At 64.6% G+C, this 22,391-nt stretch carries 24 protein-coding genes; 22 read left to right on the top strand and 2 right to left on the bottom strand.

What is annotated here, in order from left to right; genetic code table 11:
* Nucleotides 1-57 precede the first annotated feature (57 nt).
* On the top strand, nt 58-306 hold the full coding sequence (locus ACVDHE_RS13710; protein WP_213038552.1) for a DUF6514 family protein: 249 nt from the start codon (nt 58-60) through the stop codon (nt 304-306).
* Nucleotides 307-389: 83 nt separating this feature from the next.
* Nucleotides 390-2,093, top strand: a complete 1,704-nt coding sequence (locus ACVDHE_RS13705) for a glutamine--tRNA ligase/YqeY domain fusion protein (protein WP_325225325.1) — start codon at nt 390-392, stop codon at nt 2,091-2,093.
* A 43-nt stretch (nt 2,094-2,136) separates the two neighbouring features.
* On the opposite strand, the gene ACVDHE_RS13700 is transcribed toward ACVDHE_RS13705, so the two are convergent.
* Both ACVDHE_RS13700 and sigG read right to left on the bottom strand, forming a co-directional pair.
* Entirely contained in the window at nt 2,137-2,547 is a 411-nt protein-coding gene (locus ACVDHE_RS13700; protein WP_458884865.1) for a PaaI family thioesterase, read from the bottom strand.
* A gap of 127 nt (nt 2,548-2,674) precedes the next feature.
* On the bottom strand, nt 2,675-3,445 hold the full coding sequence (gene sigG / locus ACVDHE_RS13695) for an RNA polymerase sporulation sigma factor SigG (protein WP_325225327.1): 771 nt from the start codon (nt 3,443-3,445) through the stop codon (nt 2,675-2,677).
* A gap of 159 nt (nt 3,446-3,604) precedes the next feature.
* Between sigG and ACVDHE_RS13690 the strand changes: the two genes are divergently transcribed.
* The 20 genes from ACVDHE_RS13690 to ispF all read left to right on the top strand — a co-directional run bounded on the left by ACVDHE_RS13690 (nt 3,605) and on the right by ispF (nt 21,708).
* Nucleotides 3,605-3,889: a YlmC/YmxH family sporulation protein gene (locus tag ACVDHE_RS13690; RefSeq protein ID WP_213038548.1), complete on the top strand. Its 285-nt coding sequence runs from the start codon at nt 3,605-3,607 to the stop codon at nt 3,887-3,889.
* Nucleotides 3,890-4,160: 271 nt separating this feature from the next.
* A complete protein-coding gene (rpsB, locus tag ACVDHE_RS13685) occupies nt 4,161-4,898 on the top strand; it encodes a 30S ribosomal protein S2 (RefSeq protein WP_325284951.1) in 738 nt (245 codons plus the stop codon).
* A gap of 57 nt (nt 4,899-4,955) precedes the next feature.
* Complete coding sequence (tsf, locus tag ACVDHE_RS13680; protein WP_325227571.1) at nt 4,956-5,873, top strand: translation elongation factor Ts; 918 nt, start codon at nt 4,956-4,958, stop codon at nt 5,871-5,873.
* Between the two features lie 266 nt (nt 5,874-6,139).
* On the top strand, nt 6,140-7,249 hold the full coding sequence (locus ACVDHE_RS13675) for an S-layer homology domain-containing protein (RefSeq protein WP_458884864.1): 1,110 nt from the start codon (nt 6,140-6,142) through the stop codon (nt 7,247-7,249).
* Nucleotides 7,250-7,423: 174 nt separating this feature from the next.
* Nucleotides 7,424-8,086: a site-2 protease family protein gene (locus ACVDHE_RS13670; RefSeq protein ID WP_213038544.1), complete on the top strand. Its 663-nt coding sequence runs from the start codon at nt 7,424-7,426 to the stop codon at nt 8,084-8,086.
* Between the two features lie 10 nt (nt 8,087-8,096).
* Nucleotides 8,097-8,879 (top strand): segregation and condensation protein A, encoded by a 783-nt coding sequence (locus ACVDHE_RS13665; protein WP_213039774.1) that lies wholly within the window; start codon nt 8,097-8,099, stop codon nt 8,877-8,879.
* A gap of 25 nt (nt 8,880-8,904) precedes the next feature.
* Nucleotides 8,905-9,546 carry an SMC-Scp complex subunit ScpB gene (gene scpB / locus ACVDHE_RS13660; protein ID WP_249539375.1) on the top strand — a complete coding sequence of 214 codons (642 nt, stop codon included), beginning with the start codon at nt 8,905-8,907 and terminating at the stop codon, nt 9,544-9,546.
* Nucleotides 9,547-9,580: 34 nt separating this feature from the next.
* Nucleotides 9,581-10,249, top strand: a complete 669-nt coding sequence (locus ACVDHE_RS13655; RefSeq protein WP_458884863.1) for a DUF2953 domain-containing protein — start codon at nt 9,581-9,583, stop codon at nt 10,247-10,249.
* A 27-nt stretch (nt 10,250-10,276) separates the two neighbouring features.
* Nucleotides 10,277-10,672 (top strand): GerW family sporulation protein, encoded by a 396-nt coding sequence (gene ytfJ / locus ACVDHE_RS13650; protein ID WP_213038541.1) that lies wholly within the window; start codon nt 10,277-10,279, stop codon nt 10,670-10,672.
* 128 nt (nt 10,673-10,800) lie between these two features.
* Entirely contained in the window at nt 10,801-11,817 is a 1,017-nt protein-coding gene (locus tag ACVDHE_RS13645) for a D-alanyl-D-alanine carboxypeptidase family protein (RefSeq protein ID WP_458886186.1), read from the top strand.
* 19 nt (nt 11,818-11,836) lie between these two features.
* Nucleotides 11,837-12,544, top strand: a complete 708-nt coding sequence (locus ACVDHE_RS13640; protein WP_458884862.1) for a pseudouridine synthase — start codon at nt 11,837-11,839, stop codon at nt 12,542-12,544.
* Between the two features lie 172 nt (nt 12,545-12,716).
* A complete protein-coding gene (locus tag ACVDHE_RS13635; protein WP_418724910.1) occupies nt 12,717-13,583 on the top strand; it encodes a MurR/RpiR family transcriptional regulator in 867 nt (288 codons plus the stop codon).
* A complete protein-coding gene (locus ACVDHE_RS13630; RefSeq protein WP_458884861.1) occupies nt 13,576-14,805 on the top strand; it encodes a BaiN/RdsA family NAD(P)/FAD-dependent oxidoreductase in 1,230 nt (409 codons plus the stop codon). The genes ACVDHE_RS13635 and ACVDHE_RS13630 overlap by 8 nt, the downstream gene beginning before the upstream one ends.
* Before the next feature lie 17 nt (nt 14,806-14,822).
* Nucleotides 14,823-15,503, top strand: coding sequence for a (d)CMP kinase (gene cmk, locus ACVDHE_RS13625; RefSeq protein WP_325227589.1), 681 nt, complete (start codon nt 14,823-14,825; stop codon nt 15,501-15,503).
* Nucleotides 15,473-16,147 carry a lysophospholipid acyltransferase family protein gene (locus ACVDHE_RS13620; protein ID WP_249539294.1) on the top strand — a complete coding sequence of 225 codons (675 nt, stop codon included), beginning with the start codon at nt 15,473-15,475 and terminating at the stop codon, nt 16,145-16,147. The genes cmk and ACVDHE_RS13620 overlap by 31 nt, the downstream gene beginning before the upstream one ends.
* Nucleotides 16,138-18,096, top strand: coding sequence for a bifunctional 4-hydroxy-3-methylbut-2-enyl diphosphate reductase/30S ribosomal protein S1 (locus ACVDHE_RS13615; RefSeq protein WP_458884860.1), 1,959 nt, complete (start codon nt 16,138-16,140; stop codon nt 18,094-18,096). The genes ACVDHE_RS13620 and ACVDHE_RS13615 overlap by 10 nt, the downstream gene beginning before the upstream one ends.
* Before the next feature lie 362 nt (nt 18,097-18,458).
* Nucleotides 18,459-19,805 carry a butyryl-CoA:acetate CoA-transferase gene (locus ACVDHE_RS13610; protein ID WP_418724913.1) on the top strand — a complete coding sequence of 449 codons (1,347 nt, stop codon included), beginning with the start codon at nt 18,459-18,461 and terminating at the stop codon, nt 19,803-19,805.
* 175 nt (nt 19,806-19,980) lie between these two features.
* A complete protein-coding gene (locus ACVDHE_RS13605; RefSeq protein ID WP_325227596.1) occupies nt 19,981-20,475 on the top strand; it encodes a CarD family transcriptional regulator in 495 nt (164 codons plus the stop codon).
* Nucleotides 20,476-20,497: 22 nt separating this feature from the next.
* Nucleotides 20,498-21,226, top strand: a complete 729-nt coding sequence (gene ispD, locus ACVDHE_RS13600; RefSeq protein WP_325227598.1) for a 2-C-methyl-D-erythritol 4-phosphate cytidylyltransferase — start codon at nt 20,498-20,500, stop codon at nt 21,224-21,226.
* Complete coding sequence (gene ispF, locus ACVDHE_RS13595; RefSeq protein WP_213038531.1) at nt 21,223-21,708, top strand: 2-C-methyl-D-erythritol 2,4-cyclodiphosphate synthase; 486 nt, start codon at nt 21,223-21,225, stop codon at nt 21,706-21,708. Before ispD ends, ispF begins: the two co-directional genes overlap by 4 nt.
* Nucleotides 21,709-22,391: the final 683 nt, after the last annotated feature.

Genomic DNA, 22,391 nt, shown 5'->3' with positions numbered 1-22,391 from the left:
GTGGTATGCTCTGCCCTGTGTGTATCTGCCTGCAAGGCGAACAGGGGAGGAGACGACATGCGGAGCGTGTACATGGGAGACTGCCGCCTGGGCGGCGGGACGGTGCGCTACCACCTGCTGGTGGAGGAGGTGGAGGGCCTGGGGGAGAACTACGGTGTACAGCTGGAGGGCTTCGGCCAGATGGAGGCCATCAGCGGCGTCACGGTGAGCCAGAGCCGGGCCCTGGCCCTGCTGGAGAAGCTGCGCCGGTGCGCCGTGACCCCGACGGGGCTGCGGGACGTGGTGGAGGACTGGCTGCTGTCGTGAGCGGTCCCTCTTGCAATTTGCGACGGGAGCCGGTATAATAAAACGACTACGACCAAATCTCAACAGGAAGGGATTGACAGCGCATGGCGGAGGACCGCACCATCGCCCCGGAGGAGACTCCGGAGGGCGGACGCAACTTCATCCATACCTTTATCGAGGAGGACATCGGCCCCGGCGGACAGTATGAGGGCATGACCGTCCACACCCGTTTCCCGCCGGAGCCCAACGGCTACCTGCACATCGGCCACTGCAAGGCCCTAACCATCGATTTTGGCACCGCTGAGAAATACGGCGGTCTTTGCAACCTGCGGATGGACGACACGAACCCCACCAAGGAGGACGAGGAGTTCGTGGAGGCCATTCAGGAGGACATCCACTGGCTGGGCTTTGACTGGGGGGACCGGTTCTATTACGCCTCCGACTATTTCGAGCAGATGTACCAGTATGCCGAAGAACTGATCCGCAAGGGACTGGCCTATGTCTGCCAGCTCTCCCCCGAGGAGTTCAAGGCCAACCGCGGCACCATCGGCGTGCCCGCTACCTCCCCCTATCGGGACCGGCCCGTGGAGGAGTCGCTGGACCTGTTCCGCCGGATGCGGGCCGGGGAGTTCCCGGAGGGCGCCATGACCCTGCGGGCCAAGATCGACCTGAACAGCGGCAATTTCAACATGCGGGACCCGGTGCTCTACCGGATCAATTACCTGCCCCACCACCGGCAGGGGACCAAGTGGTGCATCTATCCCATGTACGACTTTGCCCATCCCATCGAGGACGCTCTGGAGGGGATCACCCACTCTCTTTGTTCCCTGGAATTTGAAAACCACCGCCCCCTGTATGACTGGGTGGTGAGCAATCTCTCCATCCCCTATCACAAGCCCCGTCAGATCGAGTTCTCCCGGCTGGGGCTGGACCACACGGTCATGAGTAAGCGCAAGCTCCGCCGCCTGGTGGAGGACGGCGTGGTCTCCGGCTGGGACGACCCCCGGATGCCCACCCTCTGCGGCCTGCGCCGCCGGGGCTACACGCCCCGTTCCATCCGGAATTTCTGTGAGCAGGCGGGCGTCACCAAGTCCAGCAACGTGGTGGAGTACGCCTTCCTGGAGCATTGCCTGCGGGAGGATCTGAACGCCACCGCCCGGCGTGTGATGGCCGTTACCCGGCCCATCAAGCTCACCATCACCAACTACCCCGAGGGAAAGACGGAGACCGTCACCGTGGAGAATAACCCCGTGGATCCGGAGGCCGGTACCCGGGAGGTGGCCTTCTCCGGTCACCTGTGGATCGAGGCCGATGACTTTCTGGAGACCCCGGTGCCCAAGTACAAGCGCCTGTTCCCCGGCGGGCCGGAGTGCCGCCTCAAGGGCGCGTACCTCATCACCTGCACCGGCTGCGTCAAGGATGAGGACGGCAATGTGACCGAGGTCCTGGCAACCTACGATCCTGAAAGCCGCGGCGGCGATCCCGCCGACGGCCGCAAGGTCAAGGGAGCGACGCTCCACTGGGTGGACGCCGCCACCGCCGTGGACGCGGAGGTCCGGCTGTACGACAACCTGTTCACCGATCCGGACCCGGACGGGGCGGACAAGGACTTTATGGAGTGTCTGAACCCCAACTCCTTGGAAGTCCTCTCCGGCTGCAAGGTGGAGGCCTGTCTGGCTGATGCCGTGGCTCCCGCCAGCTTCCAGTTCATGCGGCTGGGCTATTTCTGCCTGGACAGCAAGGACTCCTCTCCGGAGCACCTGGTGTTCAACCGCAGCGTCAGCCTCAAGGACGGGTTCAAGAAGTGATAAAAAACGCGGAGCGCACAGCGCTCCGCGTTCTTTTGTCCGCTTACAGCTCGATCTCCCGGTCCAGTTTATAGAAGGTGAAGGTCCCGGTGCCCAGCAGGGTGCCCTCCTGGTTGGTGATGCGCACGCCGTAGACACAGAGGGTCCGGCCGCCCTTGACCTCCGCAGCCACAGCGGTCAGCGTGTCCCCGGCGCGGCCGCTGCGGAGGAAGTCGTAGCTTGCGTTGACGGTGACGGCGTAGTAGCCGTGGGAGGCCATGGCGGAGCCGCAGGCGGTATCCGCCATGGAGAAGTACACACCGCCGTGGGGCACGCCCACGGGATTGAAGTGCTTATCCTCCAGGCGCAGCGACACCCGGGCGGTGCCTTGGCCGATCTCCTCCACCCGGATACCCAGCAGGGCGGCGTATGGATTGTTGGAGTTGCGGAATTCTTTCAATTTTTCCAGGTCCATCAAAACGCTCCTTTGCAGTTTGCTGTCTCAATTCATGCTCAGTGTACTACAAAGGAGCGGGAGAGGTCAAATGGTTCCTGCGGGCGGGAGCCGGGCCGTACAGGCGCAAAGCCCCTTCGGACCGGCCTCAAAGGTGCTTCTTGATGGTGTTGATGGCGCCCTTTTCCAGGCGGCTCACCTGGGCCTGGGAGATGCCCACCTCGGCGCTGACCTCCATCTGGGTCTTGCCCTCGTAGAAGCGCAGGGAGAGGATGCGCCGCTCCCGGTCGTCCAGCTTTTTCAGCGCCTCCTTCAGAGCGATCAGGTCCGTCCAGTTCTCATCGTTGTTGCGGTTGTCGCTGACCTGGTCCATCACGCAGATGGCGTCGCCGCCGTCGGAGTACACCGGCTCGTAGAGGGACACCGGGTCCACGATGGCATCCATGGCGAACACCACCTCCTCCCGGGGGATGTTCAGCTCCTTGGCGATCTGCTCCACGGTGGGCTCCCGCTGGTTCTCCGTGAGGAAGCGGTCCCGGACCTGGAGGATGCGGTAGGCGGTGTCCCGCATGGAGCGGGAGACCCGGATGGCGCTGTTGTCCCGGAGATACCGGCGGATCTCACCGATGATCATGGGCACGCCGTAGGTGGAAAAGCGCACCGGCTGGCTGATGTCAAAGTTGTCGATGGCCTTGATGAGCCCCACGCAGCCCACCTGGAACAGATCGTCGGCGTTCTCACCCCGGCTGGAAAACCGCTGGATCACCGACAGCACCAGCCGGAGGTTCCCCTCGATCAGCTCCTGCCGGGCGCTCTGATCCCCTTCTTTTACCCGGCGCAGCAGCGCCATGGTCTCGTCGTTTTTCAGCACTTTCAGCTTTGCGGTGTTGACTCCGGCGATCTCCACTTTTCCCTGCATCAATTCGCGGCCTCCTCAGCACCTGAGACTTTACTGGTGAGTATGGGCCGCGGCGCGGTTTCCTATACTGGGAGCTTTTGTCACATTCCGGGACAAGGGGCGCGGTACTGGGACGGCCCCGCCGCCGCATATCCATGGAGAAGGGAAGGGGGTGCGGCGATGCAGTGCAGACTCCGGGACCTCCGCTGCAAGGAGGTCATCAACATCTGCGACGGCTGCCGCCTTGGGTGCGTGTCGGACGTGGAGGTACGGGTGCCGGAGGGCCAGGTAGTGGCTGTGGTGGTCTACGGCCCCTGCCGCTTTTTCGGCCTCTTCGGCCCCAGGGAGGAGTATTACATCCCCTGGGAGTGCATCCAGCGGATCGGGGACGACATCATCCTCATCGACAAGCCCATCCAGCGGGGGCCGCCGCCTCCGCCGGAGCGCCGCAGGCGGCGGTTTTAGGGAGGCGGGACAGGGAGGACCGGAGTGCGCTCCGGTCCTTTTCCGCGCTCGCCGCCGATCCCTGGCCGCAGGGGCGGGAAAAACGCCGTTTTATCCAGGATTTTTTACAAGAGTTTTGGGAAAAAATACTTGCATCCGGTCCATCCTTGTGGTATTATATTTCAGCATTCCGCATAGCCGCGGACTCTCTGTCTGTGCCCCGACCGGGTTGGCAGAGGGGAGGAAACGGCTAGAGGTAACAACTAAATCAGATTTGGAGGAACAAAACACTATGGCAAATTCTAGCGTCGTATCCATGAAGGCCCTGCTGGAGGCGGGCGTCCACTTCGGTCACCAGACCCGTCGTTGGAACCCCAAGATGGCTCCCTATATCTACACCGAGCGCAACGGCATCTACATTGTCGACCTGCAGAAGACCGTCCGCAAGCTGGAGGAGGCCTACAACTTCGTCCGTCAGTTGTCTGAGAGCGGCCAGTCCCTGCTGTTCGTGGGCACCAAGAAGCAGGCCCAGGACGCCATCCGCGAGGAGGCCACCCGCTGCGGCCAGTACTTCGTCAACGCCCGCTGGCTGGGCGGCATGATGACCAACTTCAAGACCATGCGCACCCGCGTGGACCGCCTGAACCAGCTCAAGACCATGCAGACCGACGGCACCTTCGACATGCTGCCCAAGAAGGAAGTCATGAAGCACCTGGGCGAGATTGCCAAGCTGGAGAAGTACCTGGGCGGCGTGAAGGACATGAAGAAGCTGCCCGGCGCCCTGTTCATCGTGGACACCCGCAAGGAGCGCAACGCCATCGCCGAGGCCCACAAGCTGGGCATTCCCGTGGTCGCCATCGCCGACACCAACTGCGATCCCGACGAGATCGATTATGTGATCCCCGGCAACGATGACGCCATCCGCGCCATCAAGCTGATCTCTTCCATCATGGCCAACGCCGTGCTGGAGGGCAAGCAGGGCGAGCAGACCGAGGAGGCCGCCGAGGCCGCCGCTGAGGACGCTCAGTAAGCAAGACGCTTTCATCAGGCGCGGACGCCTGACACCAAATATATGGAGGAATCGAAAATGGCTTTTACTGCCGCAGATGTGAAGAACCTGCGCGAGATGACCGGCGTGGGCATGATGGACTGCAAGAAGGCTCTGACCGCCTCCGACGGCGATATGGACAAGGCGATCGAGTGGCTGCGTGAGAAGGGCATGGCCGCCTCCGCCAAGAAGGCCGGCCGCATCGCTGCCGAGGGCATGGCTTACGCCACCGTGGTGGACGGCGTGGGCGTCGTGGTCGAGGTCAACGCCGAGACCGACTTCGTGGGCAAGAACGAGAAGTTCGTGGACTTCGTCAAGGGCGTGGCCGCCACCGTGGCCAAGGCCAACCCCGCCGACCTGGACGCTCTGATGGAGTGCAAGTACGACGGCACCGACCTGACCGTCACCCAGCAGCAGCAGGAGATGGTCCTGGTCATCGGCGAGAACATCAAGGTCCGCCGTTTTGCCCGCTTCGCTGACGGCATCTCCGTTCCCTATGTCCACGCCGGCGGCAAGATCGGCGTGCTGGTGAACCTGACCACCGACCTCTCTGCCGACAAGGTGGAGGAGATCGGCAAGGATGTCGCCATGCAGATCGCCGCTCTGAATCCCCGTTTCTGGGACAAGAGCCAGGTGGGCCAGGACGTTCTGGACGAGGAGAAGAAGATCATGATGGTCCAGATGGAGAACGACCCCAAGATGGCCGGCAAGCCCGAGGCCGTTCGCGAGAAGATCGTCATGGGCAAGCTGAACAAGTTCTATGCCGAGAACTGCCTGCTGCAGCAGGAGTTCGTCAAGGACAACTCCATGACCGTGGAGAAGTATATCGCCTCCGCCGCCAAGGCGCTGGGCGGCAGCGTCGCCTTCAAGGACGCCGTCCGCTTCGAGAAGGGCGAGGGCATCGAGAAGAAGCAGGAGAACTTCGCCGAGGAGATCGCCTCCATGGTGAAGGGCTGAGCCTCTCATACAGAACCGACAGGAGCGGGTGCGAAAGCGCCCGCTCCGTTTCCTTCTTCTCGATGCCCGCCTGCAGATCTCGGGGCAGCGGACGGATCCACCCCGCAGGGAGCCTGCGCCCGCCCGTCCCGCCGGACGCAAAGAGCAATACCCGGACCATCCTTCCGGAAAGCGAAACTTCCCATTGACAACATCTTCCAGTCTGCTACAATGGAGCCAGATCCCGGACAGGCTCTGTCCGGAGCACGAATGTGAGGGGGAATTTCATGAAAAAGTTTGTCTCTTTGCTGCTGGCGGCTGTGCTGGCGGCGTCTTTGGGCGTCACGGCCCTGGCGGCAGGGGGGAGCCTGAAAAAGGTCAACACCTACACGCCGGGCCAGTTCACTGACGTGACCGCCGATCTCTGGTGCGCCGCCAACGTCCAGGTCGCCTATGAGTACGGCATCATGGGCGGCAAGACCGCCACCTACTTTGACACGGAGAGCAATCTCACCGTGGCCCAGGCCATCGTCATGGCCTGCCGTCTCCACAGCGGCTATGTGGGCGACGGGGCGGAGTTTGCCGCCGCCGATCCCTGGTATCAGTCCTATCTGACCTACGCGGCGGACAACGGCATCCTCTGGAAGTACGATGCCTACGATGTGCCCGTGAGCCGGGCGGCCTTTGCCATGATCCTGGGCAGCGCCCTGCCGGACGAGGCCCTGCCGGTCATCAGCGACATCGAGGACGGCGCCATCCCCGACGTGCCGGAGGAGGCGGGCTACGCTGAGGCGGTGTACCGGCTCTACGATGCCGGCGTCCTCACCGGAAACGACGCCCTCGGTACCTTCACGCCCTTCAGCTACATCACCCGGGGCGCCGCGGCGGCCATCATCGGCCGCATGGCGGACCCGACCCTGCGCAAGGCCATCACTCTGGAGAAGGCGCCCTTCCAGCCGGTGGCGGTGAACAAGCTGCAAAACCTGACCAGCCTGAAAAAGAAGTGCACCGATGCGGAATTCCTGGCGGCCTACAATGCGGCGGTGGAGCTGGTGACGCCGCTGGCGGACCTGCCCCGGGAGGACCAGCTCTACGGAATCGCCGTAGCGCTGCGGCAGATGGTGGACAGCGGAAAGGTATCCTATACCACCTCCACGGCCCACTACAACGATCCCTACGGCTACTTCGTGGCGGGTGTGTCCTCCTGTGCAGGCTGCACCCGGGCCACGGGGCTGTGCCTGAACGTCCTGGGCATCTCCTACGAGCACGTCAACGAGAACCAGTGGAGCCACCAGTGGTGCCGGGTCAAAATGGACGACGGGTCCTACTGGATCTGCGACGCCTACGGCCTCTACTGCGGGCCGGAGCCGGCGCCCTATCAGCACCCCTATTTTTGAGGGGTTTTTTCGGGATTTTGATAAGCAAGAGTATGGAGAGAACAGGGCTGCCGGTAACGGCAGCCCTGTCTCTTTCGGGACTTCACAGTCAGAAATCCGGGGATTTTCCTTGTATTGCAGGGGAGAAGCTGGTATAATAACCGTATCTTTTAGGCTATGATGACAGGAGCTGCCATGTCGCATTATTTACATCAACTGTTCCAGGCCCTGGACTTTTCCTCTATGTGGGACGCGGTCTTGCGGGTGGCCGCGGTTTTTCTTTGTCTGACGGTCCATGAGACCTGCCACGGCCTGGCGGCCCTGGCTCTGGGGGATCCCACTGCCAAGAGCCGCCACCGGATCAGCCTGAACCCGCTGCGCCATATCGACTGGTTCGGCCTGCTGTTCATGTTCATGGCGGGCTTCGGCTGGGCCAAGCCCGTTCCGGTGGACCCCCGTTACTTCAAGCACCCCAAGCGGGGTATGGCGCTGACCGCCCTGGCGGGGCCCGTCAGCAATCTGCTGCTGGCGTTTTTGGCTCTTCTGGCCGCAAAAGCGGTCTACCTTTACTCTCCGGACACCGCAGGCTGGAACCAGCTGCTGCAATTTCTGCTGTACACCCTGGCGCCGCTTTCCATCGGCCTGGGGGTGTTCAACCTGATCCCCATTCCGCCTCTGGACGGGTCCAAGGTGCTGGGGGCGCTGCTGCCGGACCGGCTGTACTGGGTCCAGCTGCGCTACGAGCGGTACGGCTTCGCGTTGCTGCTGGTGCTGTCCTTCCTGGGCGTGGGAGGCGGCATCATCAGCCGGGGCATGATGGCGGTTTACGGCGTGTTCGTCACGCTGATCTTTGGCTGAGGTGACTGGATTGGAAAACCCCGTATTCAAACTGGAAAAAGTGGTCCGGGGCCGGGAAGAGGAGATGCAGGACTTTGAGGGCCCCCTGGATCTGATTTTGTTCCTGTTGGGCAAGAACAAAATGGAGATCCAGGACATCTCCATCTCCCTGATCTGCGACCAGTACCTCCAATGGCTGGAGCAGCGGCAGAAGATGGACCTGGAGGTGGCCAGCGAATTCGTCACCATGGCCTCCCATCTGGTGTACATCAAGACGCGGATGCTCCTCTCCATTGAGGACCAGGAGGCCCAGAGCGAAATGGACGCCCTGATCCAGTCCCTGGAGGAGCGCCGCCGCAGCGAGAGCTACGGCCGCATCAAGGCCATGGCCGCGCGCCTGGCTCCCATGGGGGAGTTTGGCCGCAACATCCTCACCCGGGACCCCGAGCCGGTGGAGCGGGGCAAGATCTATGAATACCACCAGCAGCCGGCGGACCTGGTGCTGGCCATGGCGGAGATCCAGAACCGGGCGGAGCGGCGCCTGCCGCCGCCCCAGTCCGCCTTCCAGGCCATCGTCCGCCACGAGCCCTATCCCGTGGAGAGCAAGGCGAAAGAGATCCTGCAAAGGCTCAAACGCCACGGCGTCACCCGCTTTTTGCTGCTGTTCCGGGGCAACCGGAGCCGTAGCGAGGTAGTGGCCACCTTCCTGGCGGTGCTGGAGCTGTGCCGGGCCCACGTGCTGCACCTGGCCGGGTCCGAGACGGACTGTACCGTCCGCCAGGCCGGCGATGCGCCCGAGGACCTGAAATTCTGACGAGGAGGGGAGACGCCCCGTGGAAATGAGAGAAGTGGAGTCCGCCATCGAGGGCATCCTGTTTGCCTCCGGCGAGCCGGTACAGACGGACCGGGTCTGCGTGGCCCTGGACCTGGACCGGCCCACGGTGGAGCAGGTGCTCCAGAAGCTGATGGACACCTATGCCTACGAGCGCCGCGGGCTGCGCCTGGTGCGGATGGAGGACAGCTGGCAGATGTGCTCGGCCCCGGACTACGCCGACGTGATCCGCAAGGCCTTTGAGATCCGCAAGCCCGCCCGGCTGAGCCAGCCGGCGCTGGAGGTGCTGACCATCATCGCCTACTACCAGCCTACCACCCGGGCCTACGTGGACCAGATCCGGGGCGTGGACAGCGCGTATACCATCGGACTGCTGCTGGAGCGCAAGCTCATCGAGGAGTGCGGCAGACTCCAGGTGCCGGGCCGGCCCCACCTGTACCGGACCACCCGGAACTTCCTGCGGGCCTTCCATTTGAACAGCCTGGACGACCTGCCGGAGATGCCGGACCTGGGCGGCGAGGGACAGATGCGCATTAGCGAAAACGGCGAGATCGTGGACCCCGCCGAGCTGGCGGAGATCACCGGCGCCGATACGCCGGAGACCGCGGGTCCCGCCGCAGAGGAGACCGGAGAGCCGGAGCTGCCCTGAGCGGCGGCACGGCGGATGGAAAGGAGGCGCCGCTGTGATTTGGCTGTGGATTTTGGGCATCCTGATCGTACTGGCGGTGCTGATCTGCCGTACCCGGATCGGCGTCCGGGTGCGCTTCGGGGAGGCGCCGCCGGCAGCGGTGCTGACCTTGGGCCCCTTCCGCATTCCTCTGACCGGGGAGCCGGAAAAAGAACCCCGTCAAAAGCCCCAGCAGGCAAAAAAGCGGGAGAAACATCCGAAAAAATCGGAAAAAGAGGAGAAAAAGCCCGCCTTTCCCAAGGTGACGGCGGCGGACGTAAAAGAGGCGGCGCAGACCATGTGGCCGCCGCTGAAAAAGGCCCTGGGCCGCACCCGGCGCAGCGTCCGCCTGGACCCCATGACGGTCTCCGTCACCATCGGCGCCGCGGAGGACCCCGCCGCCGGGGCGGAAGTCTACGGCTGGGCCAGCGGGGCCATGTACAATATCATGCCCGCCCTGGAGGAGCTGGTCCGCGTCCCGGACCCCAGCGTCCACATCGGACTGGATTTCGACAGCCCCGCCACCCGCTGGGCCGGTGAGATCGGCGCCTCGGTGCGGATCGGGACGGCGGTGGCCGTGGCCTTCGGCGTGGCCGTTCCGGCCCTGCGGTGGCTGTCGGCCCTGAAGAAGAAACAGACGCCCGCTGAGGAAAAGCGGGAACGTGCGCATACCGATGCCGCCTGAGCGCGGCGCAAGAAAGGATGGTTTTAAATGGACAATATGGAAAAAAAGGCCCCTCTCAACGATCTGATGCGCTCCACCATGGAGAAGATCCATGAGATGGTGGACACCAACACCATCGTCGGCCAGCCCATCACCACGCCGGACGGCGTGACGTTGATCCCCATTTCCAAGGTCAGCTTCGGCTTCGGCAGCGGCGGCGCGGACTACGGCAAGGTCCAGCCCAAGGACTTCGGCGGCGCCGCCGGCGCGGGCGTGAAGATCGATCCGGTGGCCTTCCTGGTCATCAAGGAGGGCACCACCCGGGTGCTGCCGGTGGCGGTGCCTGCGTCCACCACCCTGGACCGTGTGGTGGAGATGGTGCCGGACCTGATGGAGAAAGTGGAAAAATATTTCGACAAAAAGAAGGAAGATCAGACCTGCTGACGGGGGTATACTACCATCACTGATTTTGCGCGAGGTGATGGCGTTTGCGTACCCCTTTCCGACGGTGGGCGGCCTGCCTGACGGCAGTGCTTGTCCTGTGCAGTATATTTCCTTGTCAGTCCTTGGCGGTGAGCACTTCCGCCTCGTCCGCGATCCTGATGGACGTGGACAGCGGCCGGGTGCTCTACGAGCACAACGCCGACGCGAAAATGCTCATCGCCTCCACCACCAAGATCCTCACGGCCCTGGTGGCCATCGAGGAGGGGGAGCTGAGCGACACGGTGACGGTGAGCCGGGCGGCCGCCTGGACCGAGGGCTCGTCCATGTACCTCAAGGAGGGGGAGGAGCTGACGCTGGAGACGCTGCTCTACGGCCTTCTGCTGTGCTCAGGGAACGACGCGGCGGTGGCCATCGCGGAGCACATCGCCGGCAGCGAGGCGGGCTTTGCCCGGCTCATGAACGAAAAGGCGGAGGAGCTGGGCATGACCGGCTCCTCCTTCGCCAACCCCAACGGCCTGGACGACGAGCTGCACTACTCCACCGCCCGGGATATGGCGCGCCTGGCCTGCGCGGCGGTGGAGAATGAGACCCTGGTCCGCATCGCCTCCACCAAAAGCGTCACCATCGGCGGACGGACCATGTCCAACCACAACAAGCTGCTGAACCTGGTGGAGGGCTGCATCGGCCTCAAGACCGGCTACACCCAGGCGGCGGGCCGGACCCTGGTCAGCTGCGCGGAGCGGTCGGGCCAGCGGCTGGTGGCGGTGACGCTTCAGGACGGCAACGACTGGGCGGACCACGAGGCCCTGCTGGAGTACGGCTTTTCCGCCTACCCGGCCTGCCGGGCCGCCGTGCCGGGCCAGATCCTGGACACGGCGCCGGTGCTGGGCGGCGCGGCGGACACGGTGCCCCTGGCCGCGGCGGCGGGCTTTGCCTGGCCCTTGGCGGAGGGGGAGACCCTGGAGACGGAGCTGGCGCTGACCGGCCCTCTGACGGCCCCGGTGACCGCCGGGACGGCGGCGGGGGAGGCGGTGTTCTCCGTGAACGGCAAAGAGGTGGGCCGGGTGGCCCTGGTGTGTGGGGCCGATGTGCCTCCGGCCGTGGAGAGCGCCATGGCGCTGCTGCGGCGGGGCTTCCCCCAGTGACAGAGAAAGAGAGAAAACGATGGAAGAACGGCTGCAAAAGCTGCTCTCCGCCGCCGGGGTCTGCTCCCGGCGGGCGGCGGAGGACTACCTCAACGCCGGACGGGTGACGGTCAACGGCGAGACCGCCCGGCTGGGCCAGAAGGCGGACCCGGACCGGGACGAGATCTGCGTGGACGGCGCGCCCTTGCGGCGGCCGGAGCAGATGGTCTACCTGATGTTGAACAAGCCCAGAGGGTATGTCACCACCCTCTCCGACGAGCAGGGCCGGCCAACGGTGGCGGAGCTGACGGCGAATGTGGGTGTCCGGGTGTACCCGGTGGGGCGGCTGGACCTGGACTCCGAGGGACTGCTGCTGCTGACCAACGACGGCGCCCTGACGGCCCGGCTGCTGCACCCCAGCCACGAGGTGAACAAGACCTACCACGTCCAGGTCTACGGCCCGGTGGCCGGGGCGGCGGAAAAACTTGCCGCCATCCGGGACCTGCGGGGGGAGCCCATCCGCCCGGCCCGGGTGAAATGCCTGTGGCAGGGGGAGCGGACGGCGGAGCTGGAGATCACCATTCACGAGGGGAAAAACCGGCAGATCCGGCGGATGTGCGCCCGGTGCGGCCTGGGGGTCAAGCGGCTGCGCCGGGTCCGGGAGCACACCCTGACCCTGGGAGACCTGCCGCCGGGGAAGTGGCGGTACTTAACGGAAGAGGAGATCGCGGAGCTGAAGGGCCTGTGAAGGCCCTCCGGCTCCGTTGCTTTTCACGGCCGCAGAGGACATTTTGCAGGAGCGTGAAAGAAATCCTGCAAAACAGGGTTTGAATTCACGGGGATTTGTGGTACAATACGCTGGAACGGCCGCGCCCGGCGCGGCACCCCCGGAACGGGGTCAGGAGACGGAGGATGGGACCGTGGCAAAGAGTATCTTACATATCATCGAGAGCGGCATGCGGGGCTTTTCCAAGGGCCAGAAGCGCATCGCCGAATACATCCTGCAAAATTACGACAAGGCGGCCTTCATGACCGCCAGCAAGCTGGGCCGTCTGGTGGGCGTCAGCGAGTCCACGGTGGTCCGCTTCGCCTCGGAGCTGGGCTACGACGGCTATCCCAGCATGCAGCGGGCTCTCCAGGAGATGATCCGCTCCCGGCTGACCTCCACCCAGCGGATCCAGGCCGCCGGGGACCTGTTCAGCAACCAGAACATCCTGTCCGCAGTCATCCAGTCCGACATGGACAAGCTCCGGGTGGTCACCGACGAGGCCGACCGGGCGGAGTTCGACCGGGTGGTGGACCGGATCATGGCCGCCCGCCACATCTACATCCTGGGCGTGCGCTCGTCCACCTTCGTGGCGGGCTATCTGAACTTCTACCTCCACCTGCTCTTCGAGAATGTCACCCTGGTCCAGTCCAACGCCGCCGGGGAGATCTTCGAGCAGCTGTTCCGGGTGGGGCCGGAGGATGTGATGATCGCCATCAGTTTCCCCCGGTACTCCAAGGTGACCATGAACACCGTGAAATTTGCAAAGGACCGGGGCGCCTCCGTCATCGCCGTCACCGACAACGAGCTCTCCCCGGTGTACCAGATGGCGGACGACGCCCTGCTGGCCCCCAGCGAGATGATCTCCTTCGTGGACTCCATGGTGGCGCCCATGTCCCTGATCAACGCGCTGCTCATCGCCATCGGCTACCGGATGCGCTCCGACGTGTCCCGCACCTTCGCGGATCTGGAGGACATCTGGAACGAGTACGGCGTGTTTGGGAAGATGGACGATGAGTAAGCGGATCGTGGTGATCGGCGGCGGAGCCGCCGGGATGATGGCCGCCATCTGCGCGGCGGAGAGCGGCGCCGCCGTGACGCTGCTGGAGCCCAACGAGCGGCTGGGCAAGAAGTTGAACATCACCGGCAAGGGCCGGTGCAATATCACCAACAATGCAGACCTTGAGACGCTGCTGGCCAACGTCCCCCGGAACGGCAAGTTCCTGTACAGCGCCTTTTCCCGGTTCGACGGCCGGGCCGCCATGGCTTTTTTCGAGGAGCTGGGCGTGCCCGTCAAGACCGAGCGGGGCAACCGGGTGTTCCCGGTCAGCGACCGGGCCTTCGACGTCAGCGGCGCTCTGGAGCGGCGGCTGCGGCGGCTGCGCGTGCAGCTGGTCCGGGACCGGGCGGCGGGCCTGACCACAGCGGACGGCGCCGTCACCGGCGTGACGGGGGAGAAGGGGACGTATCCGGCCCAGGCCGTGATCCTGGCCACCGGCGGCGTCAGCTATCCTGCCACCGGCTCCACCGGCGACGGCCACCGTCTGGCGGCCCAGGCCGGTCATACGGTGACGGAGCTGCGGGGCTCCCTGGTGCCGCTTCTGGCGCCGGACTGCGCGCCCCTTCAGGGCCTGAGCCTTCGAAACGTGGGACTGACGGTCTACGAGAACAACAAAAAGCTCTACACGGACTTCGGGGAGCTGCTCTTCACCCACTTCGGCCTCAGCGGGCCGTTGATCCTCTCCGCCTCGGCCCATATGCGTCACTTCGGCAAAAAAGCCTACCGGCTGGAGATCGACCTCAAGCCCGCCCTGGACGAGTCCACACTGGATAAGCGCCTGGTGTCGGACTTCACCAAATACGCCAACCACGACTTCTGCAACGCATTGAACGACCTGCTGCCCCAGAAGCTGATCGGCGCGGTGGTGGAGCGCAGCGGCATCCCTTCCCATCAGAAGGTCCACGACCTCAAGCGGGAGCAGCGGCAGGCTTTGCTGCGCCTGCTCAAGCACTTCACCGTGGAGGTCCAGGGCCCCTGCCCGGTGGAGCAGGCCATCGTCACCTCCGGCGGCGTGAAGGTGTCGGAGATCGACCCGAAAACCATGGAGTCAAAGATTGTAAAGGGATTATACTTTGCAGGTGAGCTGATCGACGTGGACGCCTACACCGGTGGCTTCAACCTGCAGATCGCCTGGGCCACGGGCCGGGCGGCCGGCCGCGCCGCGGCGGGCACAGAAGAATGAAGGAGAGAACGCAGACTATGAGCGAGATCATCAGCGTGGCCATTGACGGCCCCTCCGGCGCAGGGAAGAGCACCCTGGCCCGGGCGGCGGCCGGGCGGCTGGGATATGTATATGTGGACACCGGCGCCATCTACCGGACCATCGGCTACCACATTTTGAAAGCGGGCATCGATCCGAAAAACGGCGCCGCCGTGGCGGCGGAGCTGCCGGAGCTGCGGGTGGAGATGCGCTACGGGGCCGACGGGCTCCAGCGGATGTATCTGAACGGGGAGGACGTGACCGACGCCATCCGCCTGCCGGAGGTGTCCCGGTACGCCTCCGACGTGTCGGCCCACCCGGCGGTGCGGGACTACCTCCTGGAGATGCAGCGGCAGCTGGCCCGGGAGCACAGCGTCATCATGGACGGCCGGGACATCGGCACCGTGGTGCTGCCGGAGGCGGCGGTAAAGGTGTTCCTCACCGCCTCGGCGGAGGCCCGGGCACAGCGCCGGGTCCGGGAGCTGGAGCAGCGGGGAACCCCGCAGCCCTATGCGCAGGTCCTGGAGGAGATCCGCCAGCGGGACTACAACGACACCCATCGGGCCGCGGCGCCCCTGCGCCAGGCGGAGGACGCCGTGGTGCTGGACACCACGGAGCTGAATTTTCAAGAGAGCGAGGAGGCGCTGCTGTGCATCATACGGAAGAAACTGGAGAAGTGAAGAAAAAGCCCCTCAGCGCGCTGTTCCACGCGGCGTATTACGTGGTGGGCTTTTTGCTGGATATCCTGCATCCTGTCCGCGTGGAGGGACTGGAGGACCTGCCTGACGGCGGCGTGCTGCTGTGCCCCAACCACTCCAGCAACTGGGACCCGGTGCTGGTGGCGCTGAAGCTGCCGGTCAACTACCGGCTGCACATCATGGCCAAGGAGCAGCTGTTCCGCAACCGGTTCATCGGCTGGATACTGCGGCAGGTGGGCGCTTTCCCAGTCAAGCGGGGCGGCACGGACATCGAGTCGGTCCGCACCGCCATCCAGTCCATCCGCTCCGGAGACAATCTGCTGATCTTCCCGGAGGGGACCGTGATCCGAAAGGGTCTTGGAACTGTGGACGGCAAGCCCGCCCGGGCCAAGAGCGGCGTGGCGGTGATCGGCGTCCGCGCCGGCGCCACCATGGTGCCGGTATTCGTAGATGGAAAGAAGCGCCCCTTCCACCGCACCCGCATCATCTTCGGCAAGCCCTACACGCCGGTCTACTCCGGCCGTCACGGCACGGCGGAGGAGATGCAGCGGGCCGCCGATGAGATCCTGGCCGCCGCCTATGCCCTGGGCGGCCAGAGCGTGGGAGGTGAGCCCCTGTGTCCGTGATCCTGGCCAAGAGCGCGGGCTTTTGCTACGGCGTGCGCCGGGCGGTGGCCCTGACGGAGGAGACCGCGGCGGAAAGCGGCGGGTGCTGGATGCTGGGGGACCTGATCCACAACACCGCCGTGGTGGAGGATCTGCGCCGCCGGGGCGTCCGCAAGACGGACCGGCCGGAGGAGATCCCCGCCGGGGAGACGGTGGTGCTGCGCTCCCACGGGGAGCGGCGCAGCGTGCTGGAGGAGATGGAGGCCCGGGGCGTCCGGACCGTCAGCGCCACCTGCCCCAACGTGGTGCGCATCCAGCGGCTGGTGGCTCAGGCGGAGGCCGAGGGCCGGCAGGCCGCCGTCATCGGAGATCCCAACCATCCGGAGGTCCAGGGCGTTGCCAGCTGGGGCCGGGACACGGTGGTGTTTGACGGGCCCGAGGCAGTAAAAATGTGGCTGGCCGCCGATCCGAAAAACCGGGAAATCCCTCTGACGGTAGTGGTTCAGACCACCTGCATTCGTGAACTTTTTGAAACTTCCTGCAAAATCCTAAAAAAAGAGTGTACAAACGTAAAAATTTTTGATACAATATGCAATGCTACGCATCAGCGTCAGTCGGAAGCGGCCGAAATCGCCGCCAGGGCGGACGTGATGGTTGTGGTGGGAGACCGTAAAAGCGCCAACACCAAACATTTGACGGAAATTTGCATGATGAGATGCCCAAGCGTCGTTCAGATCGAACGCGCGGACGAGCTCTCGCCGGATTTGTTCAATGGTTGCTCTGTTGCGGGTCTTACGGCCGGCGCATCCACGCCTGCGGGCATCATTAAGGAGGTATATGCAGCCATGAGTGAAGAAATCAAAGCGGCCGAGGGCAAAGAGGAGTCCTTCGAGGAATTACTGAATCAGTCTTTCAAAACTTTAAATAACGGTGACCGGGTGACCGGCATTGTCACGGCCATCACCCCCACCGAGGTCCAGGTGGATGTGGGTGCCAAGCAGGCCGCTTACATCAAGCTCAGCGAACTGAGCGACGATCCCAGCGTCAAGCCTGAGGATCTGGTCCACGTGGGCGACGAGATCGAGACCTGGGTCGTCCGCGTCAACGACGTGGAGGGCTACGCTGAACTGTCCAAGAAGCGTCTGGACGCCGCCAAGGTCTGGGAGAACATCGAGCAGGCCGTGGAGGACAAGACCGTCCTGGAGGGCACTGTCACCGAGGAGAACAAGGGCGGCATCGTGGTGTCCGTCAAGGGCGTGCGGGTGTTCGTTCCCGCCTCCCAGAGCGGCCAGCCCCGCGGCGCGGATCTGTCCGCCATGAAGGGCCAGAAGGTCCAGCTGCGCATCACTGAGGTCAACCGCGCCCGCCGCCGGGTCGTCGGCTCCATCCGCTCCGTGTCCGAGGAGGCCCGCAAGGCCGCTCAGGCCGAGCTGTGGGCCAACATCGAGGTCGGCAAGCACTACACCGGCACCGTCAAGTCCATGACCAGCTACGGCGTGTTCGTGGACATCGGCGGCGTGGACGGCATGGTACATATCTCCGAGCTGAGCTGGAGCCGCATCAAGACCCCCTCTGAGGTCTGCAAGGTGGGCGACACGCTGGAGGTCTATGTCATCTCCTTCGACCCCGAGAAGCACAAGATCTCCCTGGGCGTCAAGGACCACAGCGTGGATCCCTGGCAGGTGTTCATGGACAAGTACTCCGTGGGCGACGTGGCCAACGTGCGCATCGTCAAGCTGATGACCTTCGGCGCCTTCGCCGAGGTCGTGCCCGGTGTGGACGGCCTGATCCACATTTCCCAGATCGCCGATCGCCGCATCGACAAGCCTGAGGACGTGCTGTCCGAGGGTCAGATGGTGGACGTGAAGATCACCGCCGTGGACGAGGAGAAGAAGAAGATCTCCCTGTCCATCCGTGCTCTGTTGAGCCCCGCCGCCGATGAGGCCGACGAGGCCCCCGTGGAGGAGTAATCCAATCAAACCGCCAAGGGCGGGCCCGTTGTCCGGGCCCGCCTTTTTCCGCGCTGCGGCGCGGACGCCCGCTCCGCCGCGCCCTGCGGTCAGGGAGGAGGGGCGCGGCGCCCCGGAGGAAGGCGGCGCGGGGACGCTCGGGAAAGCGCCCCGGCCGGAGGACCGCCGGAATGGCGGAAACTGGGCGGAGTCGCAAATTTTTCAAAAACTTGTGATTTTTTTCACGTTTGCCATTGCAAAGGCTGACGCACTATGTTATAATCCTGACGATGTGAAATCTGACCACGCAACAGACATCATACAACTTTGCCATACAACGCCCCGGCGCAGCGGGGCACGAATTTGATTGGGAGGAAATCAAGATGAACTATCAGGAGGCTTACCGGCAGAAGCTGGCCACCGCCGATGAGGCGGTGAAGGTCGTCAAGTCCGGAGACTGGCTGGACTATGGCTGGAGCGTATGTTCCGCCAATGCGCTGGACGTGGCTTTGGCCAAACGGATGGGGGAGCTGACGGACATCAACATCCGCGGCGGCATCCTGACCCACCGCCCCGCTATTTTTGACGTGCCGAACGCCGCCGACCACTTTGCCTGGAACTCCTGGCACATGAGCGGTATCGAGCGCAAGGCTGTGGCGGAGGGCTTCTCCTATTATATCCCTCTGCGCTATTCCGAGCTGCCCGGCTACTACCGCAACTGCATCAAGACCCTGGATGTGGCCATGTTCCAGGTGGCCCCCATGGACGAGCACGGCTGGTTCAACTTCGGCCCCGGCGGCTCTCACCTCAAGGCCGTGTGCGAGTGCGCCAAGACCGTCATCGTGGAGGTCAACAAGAACATGCCCGTATGCCTGGGCGGCTTTGAAAACTGCGTCCACATCGACGACGTGACCATGATCGTGGAGGGCGAGAATCCTCCCATGGAGGTCCTGGGCGGCTCCGGCGAGGCCAGCGAGACCGACCTGGCCGTGGCCAACCTGGTGGTGCCCGAGATCCCCAACGGCGCCTGCCTGCAGCTGGGCATCGGCTCCATGCCCAGCGCTATCGGCAAGATGATCGCCGAGAGCGACCTGAAGGACCTGGGCGTGCACACCGAGATGTACGTGGACGCCTTCGTGGATATGTCCATGGCCGGCCGCATCACCGGCGCCTGCAAGCCCTTTGACCGGGGCCGTCAGACCTACGCCTTCGCCGCCGGCACCCAGAAGCTCTATGACTTCCTCAACAACAACCCCGAGTGCATGGCCGCCCCCGTCAGCTATGTCAACGACATCGCCCGGGTGTCCCAGATCGACAACTTCATCTCCATCAACGGCGCTGTGGACGTGGACCTGTACGGCCAGGTCAGCTCCGAGTCCTCTGGCATTCACCACATCTCCGGTGCCGGCGGCCAGCAGGACTTCGTCATGGGCGCATATCTGGCCAAGGGCGGCAAGAGCTTTATCTGCTGCTCCTCCGCCTACATGGACAAGAAGACCGGCCAGCTCAAGTCCCGCATCCGTCCCACGCTGCTGGAGGGCTCCGTGGTCACCGCCACCCGCACCAACCTCCACTATGTGGTCACCGAGTACGGCAAGTTCAACGCCAAGGGCAAGTCCACCTGGGAGCGGGCCGAGGGCCTCATCGCCATCGCCCATCCCCAGTTCCGCGAGGAACTGATCGCGCAGGCGGAGAAAATGCACATCTGGCGCCGCTCCAACAAGCGCTGATTCCAATTTTTCAGGGCGTCCGGCTCATGCCGGACGCCTTTTTTACCGCCTGAAAGGCCGGAAGGATGGGGAAACCGGCTTGCCAAGCGATGGAAAAGCCGGTATAATAAACTAGATGGAGTATGAGCGGACAGACGGGCGGGGCGCCCGGGAGGCGCCCAAGGAGGGAGCTTCTATGTTCAGCGTAGGGGACCAGGTGGTACATCCCATGCACGGCGCCGGCGTCATTGACAGCATCGTCCGGGAGAAGGTGGCCGGTGTGACACAGGACTACTATGTCTTCAAGATGCCCGTGGGCGGGCTGCTGCTGAAGATCCCCATTGCCAGTACTCAGGCTGTCGGCCTGCGGTCCGTGATCTCCCGTCCGGAGGCGGAGCGGCTGATTGGTGCGCTGCCGGCTCTGGAGGTGGAGCACAACGGCAACTGGAACAAGCGCTACCGGGAGAACATGGTCCGTATGAAGAGCGGCGACCTCTACGAGGTGGCCCGGGTCATCAAGTGCCTCATGACCCGGGACAGCCGCCGCGGCCTTTCCACCGGGGAGCGGAAGATGCTCCACACCGCCCGGCAGATCCTGCTGTCAGAGCTGGTGCTGTCCGAGGAGGCCGGATACGCGGAGGTGGAGGCCCGGGTGGACCGAGCCATCCTCAGTTCCATCCAGGCCCAGTGAGCAACTACAGGGAGGGTAAGCGATGATCCCCTTTTTCAAACGCGCCCGGGAGGCGAGGCGGCCCCGCTGCGCCGCGCTGGTGGCTGCCGCCGGCAGTGCCAGCCGGATGGGCGGCGTGGATAAGCAGCTGACGGAGCTGGACGGCGTGCCGGTGCTGGTGCGGACCCTGCTGGCCCTGGAGAACGCCCGCCGGGTGGACACCATCGTGGTGGCCGCCCGGGAGGACCAGCTGGTAGAGATCTCCCGGCTTTGCAGGGAATACGGCATCACCAAGTGCGCCAAGGTGGTCCGGGGCGGAGAGAACCGGGTCCACTCGGTTCTGCTGGCGGCTCTGGAGGCCGGCGACGCGGAGCTGCTGGCGGTCCAGGACGGGGCCCGGCCCCTGACCACGCCGCAGCTGATCGACGAAGTCATCGCCCTGGCGGAGCGCTGCGGCGCGGCGGCCCCGGCGGTGCCGGTGAAAGACACGGTCAAGCAGGTCCGGAGCGACGGCGCCGTGGAGCGGACTCTGGACCGGTCGGCCCTGCGGGCGGTCCAGACGCCCCAGGTGTTCCAGGCGGACCTGCTGAAGGCGGCGCTTCAGTCGGCTCTGGAGAGCGGCGCGGCGGTCACCGACGACTGCGGCGCCGTGGAGCGGCTGGGCAAGACCGTGTACCTCACCGAGGGAGACGAGACCAATCTGAAGATCACCACCCCTGCGGATCTGATCCTGGCGGAGGCCCTGCTGCGGGCCAGAGAGGAGCGGCTATGACCAATCTGCGCATCGGACACGGCTATGACGTCCACCGGCTGACAGAGGGCCGGAAGCTGATCTTGGGCGGGGTGGAGATCCCGTACCGCCTGGGCCTGCTGGGTCACTCCGACGCCGACGTGCTGATCCACGCCGTCATGGACGCCCTGACCGGCGCGGCCCGGCTGGGGGACATCGGCAAGCTCTTCCCCGACACGGACCCGCAGTACGCGGGCATCTCCAGTCTGAAGCTGCTCTCCGAGGTGGGGCGGCTCCTGGGTGAGAGGGGCTACGCCGTGGTGAACATCGACGCCACGCTTCTGGCCCAGGCCCCCAAGGTGGGCCCCTACCGCCGGGAGATGGAAGCGAACATGGCGGCGGCCCTGGGCGTGGAGCCGGAGCGGATCAACGTCAAGGCCACCACCGAGGAGGGCCTGGGCTTCACAGGCGACGGCTCCGGCATGGCGGCCCATGCGGTGGCGCTGCTGGAGAAAAACGCATAGGATGAGGAGACACCGGGGAGGACGTGCCGCTGGCACGGCCTCCCCGGTGCGCGGCAGGGGCAGCGGGCCCCGCCGGGGCGCGGCTGATGAGGGGACGGATCACGCAAGTTCGCCGGCAGGCGGCCCCTCATCCGTCATTTGCTCCGCAAATGCCACCTTCCCCCCATGGTGGAAGGCTTTGGGGCGCGGCAGTTCCGGGAGGGCCTGTACAGCGGGCGGATCTTTCATCAGCCCCTACCGCCAGGAGGGAAAGCCTGCGGCAACCGCCAGGGCAGCGCGTAACGCGCGGAGATCGGAGTACCGGCAAACCCGATGACCACCTAGTCTATCCGCCCGGAGTTGTTATGCGGGGACGCAGTTCTTCGAGGGAGCGGTCCGGCGCAGGGACGACGGGGTCATCGATGTCCGCCGGACCGATTCGCACGCCCCCGTCCCACGGGCAGGCAGGACGCCTGTCCGTCCCAGCGGTTTTCTTTTGGACCGGCGCAGCGTGAAGAAAACTTGCCGGGGGCAAGTTTTTAGCGTAGCCCCGGCCGAACTTATTTCGGCCGGGGGGAACTACGCTGGTGCTGTAAATGGGGGGCGGATCCCCCTCGGGAAGCCCGCCCAGCCGGGGCAAATGAACAGCTCCATCCAGGCCTGCCGGGACAACCTGATAGCTCCCGGTCCGCCCGCTGACGCGC

It is taken from the genome of Dysosmobacter sp. Phy (assembly GCF_054476235.1).
This window is presented reverse-complemented; position numbering and strand designations above follow the sequence as displayed.